The organism is Agrobacterium sp. NPDC089420 (assembly GCF_044900305.1).
Lineage (GTDB): Bacteria > Pseudomonadota > Alphaproteobacteria > Rhizobiales > Rhizobiaceae > Agrobacterium.
Genome location: NZ_JBJDMY010000006.1, coordinates 1 through 19,394 on the forward strand (window position 1 = coordinate 1; position 19,394 = coordinate 19,394).

The window sequence follows — 19,394 nt, forward strand, 5'->3', positions numbered from 1 at the left end:
AGTTTCAAAAAATGGCGGGCATAACAGCAAATGGAGCGGGCTCATGCGCCATGTTCTCCATCGACATGGTGCTTCCCCTCCCTCTCTCGTTCAAGATAGTGCCCATAGAACCACGATTTTGCCAGAAGGCGCGTTCGAGAAACACTTAAGGTCCGCTGTCAAATCGCCAGACGGTGCTTTAGAACAGCACGGAAACGCTGATACACCAACCCACTGCCCGCAGGCCTCTTTGCATGACCAGAACACCCGCCCCGATAAAGACCGATTTGCCCGACCTTCCCGTCAGCGCCGTTCTGGCGGATATCGCCGCGGCATTGGCGGGAGCGAAACGTGCGGTTCTTTCGGCTCCTCCAGGCGCAGGCAAGACGACATTGGTGCCGCTTCATCTTCTGCGGCAGGCTTGGCGGGGCGACGGCAGGATCATCCTTCTTGAACCACGCCGGCTTGCCGCACGGGCAGCGGCGGGACGCATGGCCGATCTGCTGCACGAGAGCGTGGGAGAAACCGTCGGCTACCGCATGCGGCTCGACAACCGCGTCTCCTCGAAAACCCGGATAGAGGTGGTAACGGAAGGCGTCTTTGCCAGAATGGTTCTGGACGATCCCGAACTTGCCGGCGTTTCCACGGTGATTTTCGACGAATTTCATGAGCGCTCGCTCGACGGCGATTTCGGGCTGGCGCTGGCGCTTGATGTACAGGCCGGTTTGCGCGATGACCTGCGCATTCTCATCATGTCCGCCACCCTCGATGTGGAGCGCATCAGTGCGTTGATGGACGATGCGCCGGTCATTCAGAGCCTGGGCCGGACATTTCCGATCGACACTCGATATGAAGAGCGGTGGCAGGGCGTACCGGTCGATGAAAAGGTAGCAAGGGTGATTGCGGAAGCCCATGCATCCGAAACGGGCTCCATTCTGGCCTTTCTGCCGGGACAGGCCGAAATCACCCGAACAGCCGCGCGGCTGGAGGGGCGTTTTTCCGGCGATACCGACATTATCCCGCTCTACGGCAACCTGTCGCAAAAGGAGCAGGACGCGGCGATCAAGCCGGCACCGGCCGGGCAGCGCAAGATCGTGCTTGCCACCTCGATTGCCGAAACATCGATCACCATTGACGGCGTGCGCGTGGTGATCGATAGCGGGCTGCAGCGATTGCCGGTCTTCGAACCGGCGACGGGAATCACCAGGCTGGAAACCGTGCGGGTATCCCGGGCTTCCGCCGACCAGCGGGCCGGCCGCGCCGGGAGAACGGAACCCGGTGTCGCGATTCGCCTGTGGCATCAGGGACAGACGGCAGCACTCAACGCCTTTACGCCACCGCAGATCCTGGCGAGCGATCTGGCCGGTCTCGCGCTGGATCTTGCCCACTGGGGTGTTCACGACCCGTCGTCCCTTGCCTTTCTGGACACACCCCCAGAAGCAGCACTCAAGGAATCGGTGGCGCTTCTCAAAAATCTGGGCGCACTCGACAAAAGCGGGGCGCTGACACAACGCGGCCGTCTGATGCGCGGCCTGTCGCTGCCGCCACGGCTGGCGGCCATGGTGATCGCAGCCGCAGGCGAAGGCTCGGGAAAGAAGGCAGCGGCGCTTGCCGTCATGCTGACGGAACAGGGGCTCGGCGGCAATGACATCGATGTCGACGAACGCCTGCGGCGCTTTCTTTCCGACCGGGGCGAAAGGGCACAGGCGGCGCGCGGGCTGGCGTCGAGACTGCTCGACGCGGTCGGCGAAAAAAAAACACCAGCCGAATTACCGGCCGAAGCCGGCCCTTTGCTGCTGCACGCCTATCCAGATAGGATCGCGCTTCAGCGCGGCGCACGCGGCCGTTATGTGATGGCCAACGGGCGCGGCGCGGAGCTTGCCGAGACCGAGCGGCTTGCGGCGAGCAAAATGCTTGTCGTGGCCGATATTACCGGGCGGGCGGCGCAGCCGCGTATCCTGGCGGCGGCAGGCATCGACAGGGCCGATATAGAAGAGCGGATGCCGCAGCTTATCGTTCAGCAGGACCAGTTGCTTTTCGACAGGGCAAGCGGCCAGGCCCGTGCCCGTCGGGTGACACGCCTTGGCGCCATCATTCTCGACGAGACACCGCTTCCGCGTCCCGACGGTGAACAGGCCGCACAGGCGCTCGCCAATGGCATTCGGGAATTCGGCATCGATATTCTTCCTTTCTCTAAAGAAACGGTGCAGCTGCGCGACAGGATCGGCTTTCTCAACGCCAGTATCGGCGAGCCCTGGCCGGATATGAGCGATGCGGCATTGATTTCACGACTGGAGGAATGGTTCGTCCCGTTCCAGCACGGCGCGCGCAGCCTGCAGGATATCCGGCCCGGCAGCCTTTCCGAAGGCATCCTGTCGCTGGTGCCACATGAGGTGGCGCGCGATCTCGCCAAATTGGCGCCGACACATTTCGAAGCGCCGACGGGTCAGCGGCATCCAATTCGCTACGATGCCAGCGAACCGACACTCTCCATTCGCGTGCAGGAGCTTTTCGGGCTGACGGCCCATCCCACCATCGCGCAGGGGCGCTTGCCGCTGCTGTTGGAATTGACCTCGCCGGCGCACAGGCCGATACAGACGACACGTGATCTTCCCGGCTTCTGGGCGGGCTCGTGGAAAGACGTGCGGGCAGACATGCGCGGGCGTTATCCGCGCCATCCCTGGCCGGAGGATCCGGCATCGGCCCTGCCGACGAGCCGGGCGAAACCGCGCGGGACCTGACGACGATGAAAAGGGTAAAGGAGAAGACGGTGGCCGGCCATCCGATCGAAACCACGCGGCTTGGCCGCGCCAGCCGCAGGATAAGGCTGCAGACCATCGTCTGGCTGCGCTGGCTGGCGGTTGCCGGCCAGACGGCGACGATCCTAATCGTCGCTCTCGGGCTGAACTTTCCCCTGCCGCTTCTGGCCTGCGGCCTTCTGATCGCGGCGCTGGCCCTTGCCAATCTGTTTCTCACCGCCCGTTTTCCCTCCACCTATCGTCTGGAACCATGGGAAGCGACATTGCTGCTGGCCTTCGACCTGCTGCAATTGACGGCGCTGATCTATATTACCGGTGGCCTTTCCAATCCCTTCGCGCCGCTGATCTGCGTGCAGGTCATCATAGCCTTTGCCTCGCAGCCGCTGCGGCATTCGCTCATTCTTCTCGGCTTTGCCGTCATCTGCTCGACGGCGATCGCCTTTTCGCCATTTCCGGTTCCCTGGTATCCCGGCGAGGTTTTGCCGATCCAGCTTCTGCTGCATGTCGGCACCTGGGTCGCAATCATCGCCACCACCTCTTTTGCGGCCTTTTACGCCTACCGCGTTTCCCATGAAGCCAATCAGCTGGCAGACGCACTGGCGGCGACCGAGCTGGTGCTTGAACGGGAAAAACACCTCTCCCAGCTGGACGGGCTGGCGGCCGCTGCGGCGCATGAGCTTGGAACGCCGCTTGCGACGATCAGCGTCGTCGCCAAGGAAATGGAGCGGGAACTCGGACATGACGAAAAATATGGCGAAGACATAGCGCTGCTGCGCAGCCAGAGCGAAAGATGCCGCGACATTCTCCGTCGCCTCACCTCCCTTTCCGCCGACAATGAGGAACATATGCGCCGCCTGCCGCTCTCCTCGCTGATCGAGGAAGTGATGGCGCCGCACCGGGAATTCGGCATCCGCCTGGAACTCGTGGAAAACAGCAGCCGGGCCGGCGAGCCGGTCGGCATCCGCAATGCCGGCATTATCTACGGACTGGGCAACCTCATCGAAAACGCCGTGGACTATGCGCGCGAAAAGGTGACCGTGACGGTGGATCACGATTCGCAGGCCATCACTGTCATCATCGAAGACGATGGGCCGGGTTATGCCCATGACGTGCTGGCCCGTATCGGCGAGCCCTATGTGACCGAACGTCACAACGACACACGGGCAGGCGGGCTCGGACTCGGGCTTTTCATCGCCAAAACCCTGCTGGAGCGATCCGGCGCCAGCGTGACCTTTGAAAATCGCGGCGCGAGCGCGACCGGAGCGCGGGTGACAATCATCTGGCCTCGGGCGCTTATGGACGATAAAAGAAACCGTTGACTTTACCATCCACGTTGAAGCGGCAATAAGAAGAAGAAAAGAAAGCCGACGAAATTGCCGGAGGGCCGGAAACATGAAGACAGAAGACCAGACCCCACCCACCAGCGCACCGGCGGACGACATCGATCCAATCGGGCCTGACAGATCGCTGCTGATCGTCGATGATGACGGCCCGTTTCTGCGCCGGCTTGCCCGGGCGATGGAAACGCGCGGCTTTGCCGTCGATACCGCCGAAACGGTAAGCGACGGCATTGCCCGCTCCAAGGCCGCGCCGCCAAAATATGCGGTGGTCGATCTGAGGCTGGCGGATGGCAATGGGCTGGAGGTGATCGAGGCCATCCGGCAGAACCGCGACGATACGCAAATCGTCGTTCTCACCGGCTATGGCAATATCGCCACCGCCGTGACCGCCGTGAAGCTTGGGGCGCTGGACTATCTCGCCAAACCCGCCGATGCGGACGATGTCTTTAATGCGCTGACGCAGCGCAAGGGCGAGAAGACGGAAGTTCCTGAAAACCCGATGTCGGCAGACCGGGTGCGGTGGGAGCATATTCAGCGGGTTTATGAAATGTGCGAGCGCAATGTTTCGGAGACGGCTCGTCGGCTCAACATGCATCGGCGAACTTTGCAGCGCATTCTCGCCAAACGCGCGCCCAAATAACGGCATTTATTCCCCGAAGCTACGCCCGGTCGTCCATTCCGCCAGCATCAGCCGGGTGGCGGCGGTTCTGGAAAAATCCAGCATCACCGATTTGCGCGTCGCCGGCGGCAATTTATGCTCCGGCGCATCACGCAGCATATGGGCGCCATATCCATCCGACAGGATCAACCCGCATTCCTCCGGGAATATGTCGGTCGGTACTTCCGGATGGGTGGCGAAAAACAGCCGGTCGCAATGCAGGCGGTATTCCGGCCATTTGCGATCGACCCGGAAATCCTCGATCGAGGATTTGATTTCGATGATCCAGATCTCACCCTTGACCGACAGGCTGATCAGATCCGCCCGTCGCCCGCTTGCAAGCGGCAGTTCCGGCAGAACCGAATGGCGCATTTCATGCAGAAGCACCTGAACGCCGCGACGCACCAGCATCGCCTTGTCCGACTGGCGACCATCTATTAACGGATTGTTGTTGGTAACGGAAAGAATAGTCATGGATAATGGCTGCTGAAGCGTTTGGCCTATTGTTGCAAAAAGGCAATCAACCGGCAATTTTAAATGCCTATCCGTTTCGCGGCGGCGCAACGGCTTGCCAAGAGCGGCTGAATGGAAAATAACCGATTTATCCAATTAAGCCTACTCCTTCGCACAATTTGGCGAATTTTCCGCGAGAACGACATGCGCATCCGTACTTCATTGACCGCACTCGGTCTGACGGCAGCACTGGCTCTGGCCGGCTGCGCCGAAACCACCTCCCAGTCCTCCGGCAAGGTCGCGGCGTCAGTGCCGGTTGCCGACCCGGTTCCGGCGAAAGTCGAGACCGTACAGATTTTCAACGATGTATACGGTCCCGTGACCGATGCGGGTTATGCACTGCCGGCCATTCCGATCAATCGTGTAAACGAGAAATATCGTCGCCAGATCGTCGAATTCCAGACATCCGAGCGGCCCGGCACGATCATCGTCAACACGCGCGAGCGTTACCTTTATTACATCATGTCCGGCAATCGCGCCGTGCGTTACGGCATCGGCGTCGGCAAGGCGGGTTTCGCCTGGGCCGGTGAGGCTTATGTCGCCTGGAAGCAGGAATGGCCGATGTGGCATCCGCCGAAGGAAATGGCGGATCGCAAGCCGGAAGTCGCCAAATATGTCGAGGCCGGCATGGGTCCGGGTCTTACCAACCCGCTCGGCGCACGCGCCATGTATCTCTTCAACGAAAAGGGACAGGATACGCTGTTCCGCATTCATGGCTCGCCCGAATGGGCCTCGATCGGCACCGCCGCTTCTTCCGGCTGCATCCGCATGATCAACCAGGATGTGATCGATCTTTACAGCCGCGTGCGGCCGGGCCGCAGCTCCAAGGTCATCGTGATCCAGTAAGCTTCTTACGAGACAAAGAAAAAGCCGCCGGGAATTCCACGGCGGCTTTTTTATGTATGGAACGGCCTGGGCCACCCTTCAGGCAGCCTGCTTCGCTTTCAGTTCCAGGCGGCGGCGGTGCAGAACCGGCTCAGTATAACCATTCGGCTGTTCACGCCCCTTGAGCACCAGCTCGACAGCCGCCTGAAACGCAACCGATCCGTCAAAATCCGACGCCATCGGCAGATAGGCGGGGTCGCCGGCATTCTGCCCGTCGACGACGGCGGCCATCCGCCTCATGGTCTCGATGATCTGCGCTTCCGTCACCACGCCATGGCGCAGCCAGTTCGCCATATGCTGTGCGGAAATGCGCAGCGTGGCGCGGTCTTCCATCAGCCCGACATTGTTGATGTCCGGCACCTTGGAGCAGCCGACACCCTGATCGACCCAACGCACGACATAACCGAGAATTCCCTGGGCGTTATTGTCGAGTTCACGCTGGATTTCCTCCGGCGTCCAATTGGGGCGCGGGGCGACCGGGACCGACAGGATATCGGAGAGCTTCGCGCGGCCACGGCTCTTCAGCCCTTCCTGAACGGCAGCGACATCGACCTTGTGATAATGCGTGGCATGCAGGGTCGCCGCCGTCGGCGAAGGCACCCAGGCCGTGTTGGCGCCGGCCTTGGGATGCGCGATCTTCTGCTCCAGCATGGCCGCCATCAGATCCGGCATGGCCCACATGCCCTTGCCGATCTGCGCGTGGCCGGAAAGGCCGCATTCCAGTCCAATATCGACGTTCCAGTTCTCGTAAGCGGCGATCCAGGCGGCCTGTTTCATGTCGCCCTTGCGGATCATCGGCCCCGCTTCCATCGAGGTATGGATCTCGTCGCCGGTACGGTCGAGGAAACCCGTATTGATGAAGACAACGCGATCCTTCGCAGCGCGGATGCTTTCCTTGAGGTTGACCGTGGTGCGGCGCTCCTCATCCATAATGCCCATCTTCATGGTGTTCGGCGCCATGCCGACAAGGTTTTCGACGCGGGAGAATATCTCGTTGGCGAAAGCGACCTCTTCCGGCCCGTGCATCTTCGGTTTGACCACATACATGGAGCCGGCGCGGGAATTCTGCTGCCGCCCGGAGGGGCCGACATCGTAAAGGGCGATCAACGCCGTGACGATGGCATCCATGATGCCTTCCGGCACCTCGCGGCCATCCCGATCAAGGATCGCCGGATTGGTCATCAGATGCCCGACATTGCGCACCAGCATCAGGGAGCGGCCGGGCAGAGTAAGCGCGGAACCATTGGGGGCGGTGTAATAACGATCCGGGCTGAGGCTGCGGGTGAAAGTCTTGCCGCCCTTGGAAACCTCTTCCGTCAGGTCGCCGCGCATCAGGCCAAGCCAGTTGCCATAGACGAGCACCTTGTCTTCGGCATCGACAGCAGCGACTGAATCCTCGCAATCCATGATGGTCGTCAGCGCCGATTCGAGAATGACATCGGAAATGCCTGCTCTGTCGCCCCTGCCGATTTCGGTCGAGGGATCGATGACGATCTCGGTGTGCAGACCATTCTTGCCCAGCAGGATCGCTGTGGGCTTTGTCGCTTCACCGCTGAAGCCCTTGAATTGGGCGGCATCCCTGAGGCCGGTCGTGGCGTCGCCGATCGCAAGCGACAACAGGCCGTCCACGATCTTGAAGCCTGTCGCATCGGACCAGCTTCCCGTTTCGAGCGGCGCGGAGTCATCAAGGAAGTTGCGCGCCCAGGCGATGACCTTTTCGCCGCGCTTCGGATTATAGCCCCTGCCCTTTTCGGCGCCATCGGCATCGGCAATGGCATCCGTGCCATAAAGCGCATCATAAAGCGAACCCCAGCGGGCATTCGCGGCGTTCAGCGCATAACGCGCATTCATGACGGGAACAACGAGCTGCGGGCCGGCGACAACGGCAATTTCCGGGTCGACATTGTTGGTCTCCACCGTGAAGGCGGGACCTTCCGGCAGCAGATAACCGATCTCCTTCAGAAAACCCTCATAGGCACCAAAATCCGAGGGAGCGCCGTTCTGCCGGTACCAGCCATCGATTTTTTCCTGCAGCGCATCGCGCTTTGCAAGCAGCTCACGGTTCTTCGGGGAAAGCTCGTGCACGATGGCCGAGAAACCTTCGAAGAAGGTTTCGCCGTCCAGACCCGTGCCCGGCAGCACCTCACCCGTCAAAAAGGCATAAAGCCTGTCATCGATGGAAAGACCGAATTTATCCGTGCGGCTCACATGCTTCTCCTCTATTGTGAAGGCACAGATTGGACGCTGAGACGGTCGCTCGTCAATTGCGACAGTCAGCCAAATATTATTTCCATTTTGGAAACAATATAGCCGATCGTCGTCTTTTTTTACAAAAGAGCCTGCAAATCCTTGATACGGTCATTCACCAGCCAGCCGTAATAATTTTCCTCCGGCAGCAGGGGCTGCTCGCCGCCTGCGGCGCGCTGACGGTTCTTCTGGGCAAGAGCCGCCGCCCGCTGCTGCGAACCGCCGACATTATAAAGCGTCGAGGTCACGCCTGGATTTTTCGAAATATCCATATCGGCAATCGACCTGTAATCGTCGATCGACTTGCGGATGGAGGCAGCCATGAAGGCCAGCGACCGGTCCGGGTCCATGATTGCGGTATAAACCGCGGTGGCGTCGTTCTCATCCAGCTTTTCGTAACCGGAGGTTCTCGACACCATGTCGGACAACATCAGCGCCGTCAGCGGGTTGATCTGGCCGAGCCCGAAGGTCTGGCCGGCATAAAAGGGCTGAAAAAATACGGCGCTGAAACGGTTGTTCGGGTAAGCGACCCCATCCACCGTCCTGCCGCGGAAGCTGCCGTCCCAGACGTCTTCCCGGCAGTTCCACAGGCTGTAGGAGTCCTTTTTCGACTGGCATTTGGAAAATTGCGAATGCGTCAGAAACTGCGCAATCGTCTCGTCCTTGTAGCCGAAACGGAAGCTGCTGCCGGCATAGGAGGCGGCCTTGACATAATAGGACTGCAGCCGGTCATAGGCATCGACATTATAGGTATGTTCGCCGACGATTGCGCCGATCATGTGGATCGGATCGATGCCGTAACGTCCTGCGGTCGACTTGATCTTGGCGATCAGCGCCTTGTCGGAGGACAGAAGGTCTATCACCTTCTGATATTTGCGTTCAAAAGAACTGTTGGACGCCTTGGTTCTGCGCGCGGAAGCGCCGGGAACACCCGGCTGTTCGGCATTGCGATTGCCCGGGGGAACGACCGTCGCGGCCTCGGCATAAGAAGACGAAACGACGGAAACCGCCAGAGCCACGGCAAATGCCAGAAGAGTTTTGCGCACGAGCGACTGCCTTTTCTCGAGCCGGCCATTCCCGGCATGACAAGCGGAAAACCGGACCACTCCACGAAAGCGGTTCCAACCGGAATGCAGCCCTTCCCATAAACAAAATGCGGGCTGAATGCGAGATGAGGCAGATAAAATAAAAGAGTGCGGCAAATATGGCCGCACTCTTCTGTCTCGGATCCCTGAAGTCTTCAGAGAATATAGCGGGACAAGTCCGTATCGGCGGCAAGATCGCCGACATGTTTGCGGACATATTCCTGATCGATCTTGACTGCGGAGCCGCCGCGATCCGGTGCGTTGAAGGAAATCTCGTCCAGAACACGCTCCATCACGGTCTGCAGGCGGCGGGCACCGATGTTTTCAACGGACGAATTGAGATGGACAGCCACATCGGCCAGCGCGTCGATAGCGTCATCGGTGAAATCGAGGTCGAGTTCTTCCGTCGCCATCAGCGCCTTGTATTGGCGAATGAGGCTTGCTTCCGTCTCCGTCAGGATACGGCGGAAATCCTCCTTGGTCAGCGGCTTCAACTCGACGCGGATCGGCAGGCGACCCTGAAGCTCCGGCAGGAGGTCCGACGGCTTTGCCACATGGAAGGCACCCGAGGCGATGAAGAGGACGTGGTCGGTCTTCACCGGCCCGTATTTCGTCGAAACCGTCGTGCCTTCGACAAGCGGCAACAGGTCGCGCTGCACGCCTTCGCGAGACACCCCGGCACCCATGCCGCCGTCACGGGCAGCGATCTTGTCGATTTCATCGAGGAAGACGATGCCGTCATTTTCAACCGACTTCACCGCCTCGCGCTGGATCATCTCATTGTCGAGCAGCTTGTCGGATTCGTCGCGGATGAGATCGGCGTAGGATTTCGACACCGTGGTCCGGACCTTCTTGGTGCGTCCACCCATGGCCTTGCCGAACATTTCCGACAGGTTGAGCACGCCGATATTGGCGCCCGGCATGCCGGGGATCTCGAAGCCGGGCATGCCCGAGCCGCTGTCGGCCACCTCGATATCGATTTCCTTGTCGTCCAGCTCACCATCGCGCAGCTTCTTGCGGAAGCTTTCACGCGTGCCGGGCGATGCCGTTGCGCCGACCAGCGCATCAAGCACCCGCTCCTCGGCGCTCTGATGCGCCTTGGCCTGTACTTCGGCACGCTTCTTTTCGCGCACGAGGCCGATGCCGATTTCAACCAGATCGCGGATGATCTGCTCGACATCGCGGCCGACATAACCGACTTCGGTAAACTTGGTCGCCTCGACCTTGATAAAGGGCGCACCGGCCAGCTTGGCAAGGCGGCGGGAAATCTCCGTCTTGCCGACACCGGTCGGCCCGATCATCAGAATGTTTTTCGGCATGACTTCGTCGCGCAGGCTCTCATCGAGCTGGTGGCGGCGCCAGCGGTTACGCAGCGCAATAGCGACCGCACGCTTGGCCTCATGCTGGCCGATGATGAAACGGTCGAGTTCCGAGACGATTTCCCGGGGAGAAAAAGTGGTCATTCTATCCTCTCGGCTTTCCTGCTCCGGCCGGCCATTCCGGCCCGGCCCGCAGGACCCATTGGTGAGAAAATCGGGTGAGAAACAGGCTTATTCGGCGTCGAGCGTTTCGACGACGAGATTGTGGTTGGTATAAACGCAGATATCGGCGGCGATATCGAGCGACTGGCGCGCCACCTCTTCGGCCGACTTGTCCGTGTCCATCATGGCGCGGGCCGCGGCGAAGGCATAGTTGCCGCCGGAGCCGATGGCGATCGCGCCGTGTTCGGGTTCCAGCACATCGCCATTGCCGGTGATGGCAAGCGTGGTCGATTTATCGGCCACCAGCATCATGGCTTCGAGATTGCGCAGATATTTATCCGTGCGCCAGTCCTTCGCGAGTTCCACGGCGGCACGCATGAGCTGACCGGGATATTGCTCGAGTTTCTTTTCGAGACGGTCGAGCAGCGTGAAGGCATCCGCCGTCGCACCGGCAAAACCGGCAATCACCTCACCCTTGCCGATGCGGCGAACCTTGCGGGCATTGCCTTTCATGACGGTCTGGCCAAGGCTTACCTGCCCGTCGCCAGCCATGACGACCTTGCCGCCCTTCCTGACTGTAATAATCGTTGTCATCAAACACCTGTCTGCCCTGCCGGGCCTGGGGTTAACGGGCCGGGATGCGGCCCTCTGCGGTTCTATGTAAGTTTGCTTTTCACGATTGCAATCTTCGGGGCGGCAGGCCGTTTTCCACTTGTCATGCAAGACGATGGAACAACTGGATATTTGTGTCCCGTGCTGATAAGGAACGGCAACATTTTCACGGAGCGGCCAAAATGGCAGAACGTAAAGGCGAGATTATCCGCAAGACCAACGAAACCTCGGTTTCGGTGCGCGTGGATATCGACGGCACCGGCAAATCGCAAATTTCCACCGGCGTGGGATTTTTCGACCATATGCTGGACCAGCTCAGCCGCCATTCGCTGATCGACATGGACATCGAGGTTCAGGGCGACCTGCATATCGATGACCACCACACCGTGGAAGATACCGGCATCGCCATCGGCCAGGCCATTGCCAAGGCGCTGGGCGACCGGCGCGGCATTACCCGTTACGCCTCACTTGATCTCGCCATGGACGAGACGATGACCAAGGCTGCCGTCGATATTTCCGGCCGGCCCTTCCTTGTGTGGAACGTCAATTTTTCCGCGCCGAAGATCGGTACTTTCGATACCGAACTGGTGCGCGAGTTCTTTCAGGCGCTGGCGCAGAATGCCGGTATTACGCTGCATATCCTGAACCATTACGGCGCCAACAACCATCATATCGCCGAAACATGCTTCAAGGCCGTTGCCCGCGTTCTTCGCACGGCAACCGAGATCGACCCCCGGCAGGCAGGCCGCGTTCCCTCCACCAAGGGCATGCTGGCCTGACGCCAAAGCTGTCAGGAAGCCCATGACAAGCTATCTCGTTCTGGAAGCCCCCAACGGGCCGGACAGGGACCACAAGACGACCCGCTTCATCGCAGACCGTTTCGTCTGGCTGGCTCTCATTGCGCCCTGGCTGTGGCTCACCATCAACCGGCTGTGGCTGGCAACGGCTCTCGTTGTCATCGCCACGCTTCTCGTCGGGCAAATTTCGATGTTGGCCGGATTCGAACCTGCCGGAATTCTGTGCGGTTTCGCCATCGGGCTGATCACGGCGCTGGAGGGACGCGATTTTCTTGTCCGTCACCTGATCCGCAAAGGCTGGAAGCTGACATCCATCATTTCCGCCCCTGATCTTTCGAGTGCGGAAGACATATATTTCTCCAGCCTCTCCGAAAATGCCGGCACAGCGGAACAGCTGTCCCAGCCGGTCTGGACCCCCTCGCCGCAAAAGAGCGGCGACAAAAACTTCGTCAACGATCCCGCCGGATCGTTTCTTTTCGACTTGAATGGAAGGCGCTGACATGCGTGTCGCGATTATCGACTATGGTTCGGGCAATCTGCGTTCGGCCACCAAGGCTTTCGAGCGTGCCGCCCGCGAGGCCGGCATCAATGCCACCATCGACCTGACCGACAAGCCGGATCACGTCGCTTCGGCAGACCGTATCGTCCTGCCGGGCGTGGGTGCCTATGCGGATTGCCGTGCCGGCCTTGATGCCGTTCCCGGCATGCATGAAGCGCTCATCGAAGCCGTCGAGAAAAAAGCCCACCCCTTCCTCGGAATCTGCGTCGGCATGCAGCTGATGTCGTCGCGCGGACTGGAAAAGACCGTCAGCACCGGGCTCGGCTGGATCGAAGGTGACGTCGTGGAAATGACGCCGTCCGACGCCAGCCTCAAGATCCCGCAGATCGGCTGGAACACGCTGGAAATCCGCCACGCCCACCCGCTGTTCGACGGCATCAAGACCGGCGCGGACGGATTGCACGCCTATTTCGTGCATTCCTATCATCTGGCGGCCAAGCATTCGACGGATGTCATCGCCACCACCAATTATGGTGGCGCGATGACGGCTTTCGTCGGCCGTGACAATATGGCGGGGGCGCAGTTCCACCCGGAAAAAAGCCAGACGCTCGGCCTCGCCCTGATTTCCAATTTCCTGCGCTGGAAGCCCTGACATGATTCTTTTTCCCGCAATCGATCTCAAAGACGGTGAGTGCGTTCGCCTGAAACTCGGCGATATGGACCAGGCCACCGTCTATAATACCGATCCCGGCGCCCAAGCGAAGGCCTTCGAGGATCAGGGGTTTGAATGGCTGCATGTGGTCGATCTCAACGGCGCTTTTGCCGGAGAGACGGTCAATGGCGCAGCGGTCGATGCCATTCTCAAAGCCACGAAAAACCCGGTGCAACTGGGCGGCGGCATTCGCACGCTCGATCATATCGAGGCCTGGCTGAGCCGCGGGCTTGCCCGTGTCATTCTCGGCACGGTCGCGGTACGCGATCCGGTTCTGGTCATCGAGGCCTGCAAGCGTTTTCCCGGCCAGGTCGCCGTCGGCATCGACGCCAAGGGCGGCAAAGTTGCCGTGGAAGGCTGGGCGGAAGCGTCCGCACTCGGCGTCATCGAACTGGCCAAACGTTTCGAAGGTGCCGGCGTCGCCGCCATCATCTATACTGACATCGATCGTGATGGCATCCTGGCCGGCATCAACTGGGCCTCGACGCTGGAACTGGCCGACGCCGTTTCCATCCCGGTCATAGCCTCAGGCGGCCTTGCCTCCATCGACGACATCAAGCGCATGCTGCAGCCGGATGCCGCCAAGCTCGAGGGCGCGATTTCGGGCCGTGCGCTTTATGACGGCCGCATCGACCCCGCCGAGGCGCTTGCCCTCATCAAGGCCGCCAAGGAGGTAAACGCATGACCCTCAAAGCCCGCGTTATTCCCTGCCTCGATGTGAAGGACGGCCGCGTCGTCAAGGGTGTGAACTTCGTCGACCTGATCGATGCCGGCGATCCCGTCGAAGCGGCAAAAGCCTATGATGCGGCGGGTGCGGACGAACTCTGCTTCCTCGACATCACCGCCTCCTCGGACAATCGCGACACGATCTTCGACGTCGTCTCGCGCACCGCTGACCATTGCTTCATGCCGCTGACCGTCGGCGGCGGGGTTCGCAGCGTCGCGGACATCCGCAAGCTGCTCCTGTGCGGCGCCGACAAGGTCTCGATCAATTCCGCAGCCGTCAAGGATCCGGATTTCGTGGCGCAGGCAGCCGACAAGTTCGGCAACCAGTGCATTGTCGTTTCCATCGATGCCAAGCGCGTTTCGAAGGACGGGGAGGAAGGCCGCTGGGAAATCTTCACCCATGGCGGACGCCAGCCAACCGGCATCGACGCCGTGGAATTCGCCATCAGGATGGTCGAACGAGGTGCGGGCGAATTGCTTGTCACCTCGATGGATCGCGACGGGACCAAGAGCGGTTACGATATCGGCCTGACGCGCAGCATTGCCGATCAGGTTCGCGTACCCGTGATCGCGTCCGGTGGCGTCGGCACGCTGGACGATCTGGTGGCAGGCGTTCGCGACGGTCACGCGACTGCGGTGCTGGCCGCTTCCATCTTCCACTTCGGCACCTATTCGATCGGGCAAGCCAAGAGCTACATGGCCGAGCATGGCATCGCCATGCGTCTCGACTGATTGCAGGAACTTCCCATGAGCGCATTTTCCCTTTCCGATCTGGAACGCATCGTCGCGACACGCGCCGCTGCCTCGCCTGATAAATCCTGGACGGCCAAGCTGGTTGCGGCGGGCCAGGAACGTGCAGCGAAAAAACTCGGCGAAGAGGCGGTGGAAACCGTCATCGCAGCCATCGCGAAAGACCGTGACGGGCTGAAGAACGAGGCCGCCGACCTGCTTTACCATCTGCTGGTGGTGCTGAAGATCGCCAATATTCCCTTGAGCGACGTTTTTGCCGAGCTGGAGCGCCGGACCGGGCAAACCGGCCTTGCGGAAAAGGCGGCGAGGCCGACATCATGAATGTCACGGCAGGCAGCGGGGAGAGAGGCATGCCAGGCACACTCGATCATTTCCGACCGGATGAATATTCGCCTTACCACTTCTTCAGCTCGGAAGAATGGGCGAAGTTTCGCGCCGACACGCCGCTGACGCTTTCCGCCGACGAGGTCAAACGGCTGCGATCGCTGGACGACCCGATCGATCTGGACGAAGTACGGCGCATCTATCTGTCGCTGTCGCGCCTTCTGTCTTCCCATGTGGAGGCGTCGCAGCTGCTGTTCGAACAGCGCAACCGCTTCCTCAACATGGCGGATGTCAACAAGACGCCCTTCGTCATCGGTATTGCCGGCTCCGTGGCGGTCGGGAAATCGACGACGGCGCGTATCCTGAAGGAGCTTCTGGCCCGCTGGCCTTCCAGCCCGAAGGTCGATCTCATCACCACCGACGGATTTCTCTATCCGAACGAGATATTGCGGCGTGAAAACCTGATGGAGCGCAAGGGCTTTCCGGAAAGCTACGATATCGGCGCACTCTTACGTTTCCTGTCGGCGATCAAGGCGGGCCAGCCGAATGTCAAGGCGCCGCGCTATTCGCACTTGACCTATGACGTGCTGCCAAACGAATTCACCGTCATCGACCAGCCTGACATCCTGATCTTCGAAGGCATCAACGTGCTGCAATCCCGTGACCTGCCGGCCGGCGGGCGCATCGTGCCGATCGTTTCCGACTTCTTCGATTTCTCGATCTATATCGATGCCGACGAGGACTTCATTCACAACTGGTATGTGAACCGGTTCATGAATCTGAGACAGACCGCCTTCCGCGACCCGAATTCATTCTTCAACCGTTATGCATCGATCAGTGAAGAAGCGGCGCTCAGCATTGCCGAAGGCCTCTGGCAGAACATCAACCTGAAGAACCTACGCCAGAACATCGTGCCGACACGCCCGCGTGCCGATCTTATTCTGCGCAAGGGCAAAAACCACCTGATCGACACGGTGGCGCTTCGCAAATTGTAAGAGACGCCGCGCAAAGCGGCGTCCCATCAAACCGGTGAAGTCCGTTATTACGCAAGATCGGGAATGCGCAGAACCTGGCCGGGATAAATCTTGTCGGGATGGGTCAGCATCGGCTTGTTGGCTTCGAAGATGATGTTGTTCTTCGCACCATTGGCCTTGCCATATTGCGCTTCCGCGATCTTCCAGAGATTGTCGCCCTTCTTGACCGTGTAGAAGACGGGTTCCTTCGCCGGCGCTTCGGCCACTTTCAACTCGCCGGCCTCGACCTTGGAAATGCCGAGCGTATTGCCGACCGCGATGACCGCCTTTTCGAAAACCGACTGATCGGCCACGTCGCCCTTCAGAACGACCTTGTCGTCCACCACCTCGACCTGAACCTTGTCCGTGCCGAGATCGTGGGAAGCGAGTTCCTTCTTGACCGCGTCGACATCCGGCGCGTCATCGCCGCCGATGCCAAGCTTTTTTCCAGCTTCCTTGATGAAATTGAACAGACCCATAGCACCCTCCTTGGTTGTAGGGAGGCTTACCAGACGATATTTGAAGCTCCATGACAAGGGCGAAACATTCGTCGCCACGTCGGGAGCTAATCGCCCGAGGGCTTGCCACGCATTTTCTTGATATCGGAACGGCCGGACTTTGCCTTGAGGCGGCGCTCGACTGAACCCTTGGTGGGTTTGGTGGCCTTGCGCACCGGCGGCGGCGGGGCGGCGGCTTCCAGGATCAGTTCCTTCAGCCGCTCGCGCGCATCCTCGCGATTGCGCTCCTGACTTCGAAACCGGCTGGCCTCGATCATCAGCACACCATCTTTCGAAACGCGCCGACCGCCAAGCCGGATGGCATTGACCTTCACCCGATCCGAGAGGGAGGGAGAATTGGCAATGTCGAAAAACAGCTGAACAGCCGTCGAGACCTTGTTGACGTTCTGCCCGCCCGGTCCGCCTGCCAGCACGAATTGCTCCGTCAGCTCCCAGCCGGCAATGGTGATACGGTTGCTGATGTAAAGCGGGTCGCTGGCCATGATCTTTCTCCGCGCCGGTGATGCCACAGAACGCGCGAAATGAAAACAGTGACCAAAGGAAGAGCCCGGCAAAAGAAACCCGGCACAAGGCCGGGCTCCCTCCTCCTCACAAATGAGGCTTTATTATTCTGCAGCGAGCAGAAGGCCCGGGGCTGCGTCGCGAACCTTGCTGTCGACGTGATCTTCGAACTTGGTGAAGTTCGTGACGAACATCGACACCAGCTTCTTCGCCTGCGCGTCGTAAGCCGCGCCATCGGCCCAGGTCGAACGTGGATCGAGGATCGCGCTGTCGACGCCATCAAGCGACAGCGGCACGGCGAAACCGAAATTCGCATCGGTGCGGAATTGTGCATCCTTCAGCTCGCCGGTCAGCGCAGCCGTTAGAAGCGCGCGTGTCGCCTTGATGGGCATGCGCTTGCCGATGCCGTAGGCGCCGCCGGTCCAGCCGGTGTTGACCAGCCAGCAATCGACGCCGTGCTTGCCGATCAGCTCACGCAGCAGGTTGCCGTATTCCGCCGGGTGGCGCGGCATGAAGGGTGCGCCGAAGCAGGTGGAGAAGGTGGCTTCCGGCTCGGTCACGCCCTTTTCCGTGCCGGCAACCTTTGCGGTGTAACCGGAGAGGAAGTGGTACATGGCCTGTTCCGGCGTCAGCCGGGCGATCGGCGGCAGCACGCCGAAGGCATCCGCCGTCAGCATGATGATGGTTTTCGGATGGCCGGCAATGCCCGTTTCCGATGCATTCGGAATGAAGTGCAGCGGATAGGCGCTACGGGTGTTTTCCGTCAGCGAATTGTCGTTGAAATCCGGAACGCGGTTTTCGTCCAGCACGACGTTTTCGAGAACCGTGCCGAAACGATTGGTCGCAGCGTAAATTTCCGGCTCGGCCTCGGACGAAAGCTTGATGGCCTTGGCATAGCAGCCGCCTTCGAAATTGAAGATGCCGTGTTCGCCCCAGCCATGTTCGTCATCGCCGATCAGCGTGCGCGACGGATCGGCCGACAGCGTGGTCTTGCCGGTGCCGGAAAGGCCGAAGAACACGGCGGAATCGCCTTCAGGACCGACATTGGCCGAGCAATGCATCGGCATCACACCCTTGGCCGGCAGCAGGTAGTTCAGCACCGTGAAGACCGACTTCTTGTTTTCACCGGCATAGGACGTGCCGCCGATGAGAACGAGGCCATTCGTCAGATCGCAGGCGATGACGGTTTCCGAACGCACGCCGTGACGGGCCGGATCGGCCTTGAAGCTCGGCAGGTTGATGATGGTGAGCTTCTGCTTGAAGCCCGCCAGCTTTTCCCGCTTCGGCCGGATCAGCAGGTTGCGGATGAACAAAGAATGCCAGGCGAGCTCGGTAACGACGCGGGTGGGCAGCGCATTTTCCTCATCGGCGCCGCCGATCAGGTCCTGCACGTAAAGCGTCCTGCCGGCGGCATGGGCCAGCATGTCCTGGCGCAGCAGCTCGAAATTTTCCGGCGACAGCGGCTTGTTGTTGTCCCACCAGATATTGTCTTCGGTGGAGGCGTCGCGAACGACGAATTTATCCTTCGGCGAACGGCCCGTATGCTGGCCGGTGACGGCGCGCAATGCACCATCGATGGTCAGTTCGGCCTCGCCGTTGCGGATTGCCTCTTCGTATAATTCGCTCTCGTTGAGGTTATAAAAGACGCGGGAAGCCTCACCCAGTCCGAGTTCCGCAACTCCATTGGCAGGATTATGAACCCCAAGCTCGTTCATGACGCGTTCCTTGTTAATGACGATAAGGCTGTTGAAATTTTCACGGAAAATACGTGGCGGCTTTTGGAAACGCAAGAGCCAAACTTTAAAAAACTTAGTGATTTCAATATATTAATCGATTTAAAAGATTTTATTTCTTTTTAAATCGGTTGAAGACGCATTAAAATCCAGCTCCGGCGTTTTTACGAAATCCCCTCGTCGCGCGCCCTCCGATTTGGTGCGAGTTTTCCTTTGCCACAATTTGTTCCACCTTTATACTCAAGAGAGTGGCTCACGGCGC

Annotated in this window: 19 protein-coding genes; 11 read left to right on the forward strand and 8 right to left on the reverse strand. The window is 59.9% G+C overall.

Annotated features, from left to right (window positions below):
- The first annotated feature begins 233 nt into the window (after positions 1–233).
- From hrpB to ACI2KA_RS10980, 3 genes are all read left to right on the forward strand, one after another.
- Complete coding sequence (gene hrpB / locus ACI2KA_RS10970; protein ID WP_404501917.1) at positions 234–2,720, forward strand: ATP-dependent helicase HrpB; 2,487 nt, start codon at positions 234–236, stop codon at positions 2,718–2,720.
- A 29-nt stretch (positions 2,721–2,749) separates the two neighbouring features.
- Positions 2,750–4,057 (forward strand): two-component system sensor histidine kinase ActS, encoded by a 1,308-nt coding sequence (actS, locus tag ACI2KA_RS10975; RefSeq protein WP_404502465.1) that lies wholly within the window; start codon positions 2,750–2,752, stop codon positions 4,055–4,057.
- A 73-nt stretch (positions 4,058–4,130) separates the two neighbouring features.
- Entirely contained in the window at positions 4,131–4,718 is a 588-nt protein-coding gene (locus ACI2KA_RS10980; RefSeq protein ID WP_404501919.1) for an ActR/PrrA/RegA family redox response regulator transcription factor, read from the forward strand.
- A 6-nt stretch (positions 4,719–4,724) separates the two neighbouring features.
- Here the strand turns inward: ACI2KA_RS10980 and ACI2KA_RS10985 are convergent, their stop codons facing one another.
- On the reverse strand, positions 4,725–5,210 hold the full coding sequence (locus ACI2KA_RS10985) for an MmcB family DNA repair protein (protein ID WP_004444350.1): 486 nt from the start codon (positions 5,208–5,210) through the stop codon (positions 4,725–4,727).
- Positions 5,211–5,393: 183 nt separating this feature from the next.
- Here ACI2KA_RS10985 and ACI2KA_RS10990 point away from each other — a divergent pair, with 183 nt between their 5' ends.
- The gene (locus ACI2KA_RS10990) at positions 5,394–6,095 is read left to right on the forward strand and encodes a L,D-transpeptidase (RefSeq protein ID WP_404501921.1); all 702 of its coding nucleotides are present in this window, start codon (positions 5,394–5,396) and stop codon (positions 6,093–6,095) included.
- A 78-nt stretch (positions 6,096–6,173) separates the two neighbouring features.
- Here the strand turns inward: ACI2KA_RS10990 and ACI2KA_RS10995 are convergent, their stop codons facing one another.
- From ACI2KA_RS10995 to hslV, 4 genes are all read right to left on the reverse strand, one after another.
- Positions 6,174–8,342: a malate synthase G gene (locus tag ACI2KA_RS10995; protein ID WP_404501923.1), complete on the reverse strand. Its 2,169-nt coding sequence runs from the start codon at positions 8,340–8,342 to the stop codon at positions 6,174–6,176.
- A gap of 119 nt (positions 8,343–8,461) precedes the next feature.
- Positions 8,462–9,427 carry a DUF1402 family protein gene (locus ACI2KA_RS11000; protein ID WP_404501925.1) on the reverse strand — a complete coding sequence of 322 codons (966 nt, stop codon included), beginning with the start codon at positions 9,425–9,427 and terminating at the stop codon, positions 8,462–8,464.
- Between the two features lie 194 nt (positions 9,428–9,621).
- On the reverse strand, positions 9,622–10,929 hold the full coding sequence (hslU, locus tag ACI2KA_RS11005; protein ID WP_404501927.1) for an ATP-dependent protease ATPase subunit HslU: 1,308 nt from the start codon (positions 10,927–10,929) through the stop codon (positions 9,622–9,624).
- Between the two features lie 87 nt (positions 10,930–11,016).
- Positions 11,017–11,541 carry an ATP-dependent protease subunit HslV gene (hslV, locus tag ACI2KA_RS11010; RefSeq protein WP_003521197.1) on the reverse strand — a complete coding sequence of 175 codons (525 nt, stop codon included), beginning with the start codon at positions 11,539–11,541 and terminating at the stop codon, positions 11,017–11,019.
- 200 nt (positions 11,542–11,741) lie between these two features.
- On the opposite strand from hslV, the gene hisB reads away from it, so the two are divergent.
- The 7 genes from hisB to coaA are packed head-to-tail and all read left to right on the forward strand — an operon-like array spanning position 11,742 to position 16,362.
- Positions 11,742–12,338, forward strand: coding sequence for an imidazoleglycerol-phosphate dehydratase HisB (gene hisB / locus ACI2KA_RS11015; protein WP_404501929.1), 597 nt, complete (start codon positions 11,742–11,744; stop codon positions 12,336–12,338).
- Positions 12,339–12,360: 22 nt separating this feature from the next.
- Positions 12,361–12,855, forward strand: coding sequence for a DUF2628 domain-containing protein (locus ACI2KA_RS11020; protein WP_404501931.1), 495 nt, complete (start codon positions 12,361–12,363; stop codon positions 12,853–12,855).
- A gap of 1 nt (position 12,856) precedes the next feature.
- On the forward strand, positions 12,857–13,507 hold the full coding sequence (hisH, locus tag ACI2KA_RS11025; RefSeq protein ID WP_404501933.1) for an imidazole glycerol phosphate synthase subunit HisH: 651 nt from the start codon (positions 12,857–12,859) through the stop codon (positions 13,505–13,507).
- A gap of 1 nt (position 13,508) precedes the next feature.
- Positions 13,509–14,252, forward strand: coding sequence for a 1-(5-phosphoribosyl)-5-[(5-phosphoribosylamino)methylideneamino]imidazole-4-carboxamide isomerase (gene hisA / locus ACI2KA_RS11030; protein ID WP_404501935.1), 744 nt, complete (start codon positions 13,509–13,511; stop codon positions 14,250–14,252).
- Entirely contained in the window at positions 14,249–15,025 is a 777-nt protein-coding gene (hisF, locus tag ACI2KA_RS11035) for an imidazole glycerol phosphate synthase subunit HisF (protein ID WP_404501937.1), read from the forward strand. The genes hisA and hisF overlap by 4 nt, the downstream gene beginning before the upstream one ends.
- 15 nt (positions 15,026–15,040) lie before the next feature.
- Positions 15,041–15,364: a phosphoribosyl-ATP diphosphatase gene (locus ACI2KA_RS11040; protein WP_404501938.1), complete on the forward strand. Its 324-nt coding sequence runs from the start codon at positions 15,041–15,043 to the stop codon at positions 15,362–15,364.
- A complete protein-coding gene (gene coaA, locus ACI2KA_RS11045) occupies positions 15,361–16,362 on the forward strand; it encodes a type I pantothenate kinase (RefSeq protein WP_404501939.1) in 1,002 nt (333 codons plus the stop codon). Before ACI2KA_RS11040 ends, coaA begins: the two co-directional genes overlap by 4 nt.
- 47 nt (positions 16,363–16,409) lie before the next feature.
- Here coaA and lysM read toward each other — a convergent pair whose 3' ends face one another.
- The 3 genes from lysM to ACI2KA_RS11060 all read right to left on the reverse strand — a co-directional run bounded on the left by lysM (position 16,410) and on the right by ACI2KA_RS11060 (position 19,114).
- Entirely contained in the window at positions 16,410–16,859 is a 450-nt protein-coding gene (lysM, locus tag ACI2KA_RS11050; RefSeq protein WP_404501941.1) for a peptidoglycan-binding protein LysM, read from the reverse strand.
- Between the two features lie 86 nt (positions 16,860–16,945).
- A complete protein-coding gene (gene arfB / locus ACI2KA_RS11055) occupies positions 16,946–17,380 on the reverse strand; it encodes an alternative ribosome rescue aminoacyl-tRNA hydrolase ArfB (RefSeq protein ID WP_404501943.1) in 435 nt (144 codons plus the stop codon).
- A gap of 123 nt (positions 17,381–17,503) precedes the next feature.
- Positions 17,504–19,114, reverse strand: coding sequence for a phosphoenolpyruvate carboxykinase (locus ACI2KA_RS11060; RefSeq protein WP_404501945.1), 1,611 nt, complete (start codon positions 19,112–19,114; stop codon positions 17,504–17,506).
- Positions 19,115–19,394 lie beyond the last annotated feature (280 nt).

What these genes read in the sequence shown, in the direction of transcription:
- hrpB (WP_404501917.1), top strand. Translation starts at nt 234, where the DNA reads ATGACCAGAACACCCGCCCCGATAAAGACCGATTTGCCCGACCTTCCC.
- hslV (WP_003521197.1), bottom strand. Translation starts at nt 11,541, where the DNA reads ATGACAACGATTATTACAGTCAGGAAGGGCGGCAAGGTCGTCATGGCT.
- hslU (WP_404501927.1), bottom strand. Translation starts at nt 10,929, where the DNA reads ATGACCACTTTTTCTCCCCGGGAAATCGTCTCGGAACTCGACCGTTTC.
- ACI2KA_RS10990 (WP_404501921.1), top strand. Translation starts at nt 5,394, where the DNA reads ATGCGCATCCGTACTTCATTGACCGCACTCGGTCTGACGGCAGCACTG.
- hisH (WP_404501933.1), top strand. Translation starts at nt 12,857, where the DNA reads ATGCGTGTCGCGATTATCGACTATGGTTCGGGCAATCTGCGTTCGGCC.
- ACI2KA_RS11060 (WP_404501945.1), bottom strand. Translation starts at nt 19,114, where the DNA reads ATGAACGAGCTTGGGGTTCATAATCCTGCCAATGGAGTTGCGGAACTC.
- ACI2KA_RS11040 (WP_404501938.1), top strand. Translation starts at nt 15,041, where the DNA reads ATGAGCGCATTTTCCCTTTCCGATCTGGAACGCATCGTCGCGACACGC.
- coaA (WP_404501939.1), top strand. Translation starts at nt 15,361, where the DNA reads ATGAATGTCACGGCAGGCAGCGGGGAGAGAGGCATGCCAGGCACACTC.
- ACI2KA_RS10985 (WP_004444350.1), bottom strand. Translation starts at nt 5,210, where the DNA reads ATGACTATTCTTTCCGTTACCAACAACAATCCGTTAATAGATGGTCGC.
- lysM (WP_404501941.1), bottom strand. Translation starts at nt 16,859, where the DNA reads ATGGGTCTGTTCAATTTCATCAAGGAAGCTGGAAAAAAGCTTGGCATC.
- ACI2KA_RS11020 (WP_404501931.1), top strand. Translation starts at nt 12,361, where the DNA reads ATGACAAGCTATCTCGTTCTGGAAGCCCCCAACGGGCCGGACAGGGAC.
- arfB (WP_404501943.1), bottom strand. Translation starts at nt 17,380, where the DNA reads ATGGCCAGCGACCCGCTTTACATCAGCAACCGTATCACCATTGCCGGC.
- hisB (WP_404501929.1), top strand. Translation starts at nt 11,742, where the DNA reads ATGGCAGAACGTAAAGGCGAGATTATCCGCAAGACCAACGAAACCTCG.
- hisA (WP_404501935.1), top strand. Translation starts at nt 13,509, where the DNA reads ATGATTCTTTTTCCCGCAATCGATCTCAAAGACGGTGAGTGCGTTCGC.
- hisF (WP_404501937.1), top strand. Translation starts at nt 14,249, where the DNA reads ATGACCCTCAAAGCCCGCGTTATTCCCTGCCTCGATGTGAAGGACGGC.
- ACI2KA_RS10980 (WP_404501919.1), top strand. Translation starts at nt 4,131, where the DNA reads ATGAAGACAGAAGACCAGACCCCACCCACCAGCGCACCGGCGGACGAC.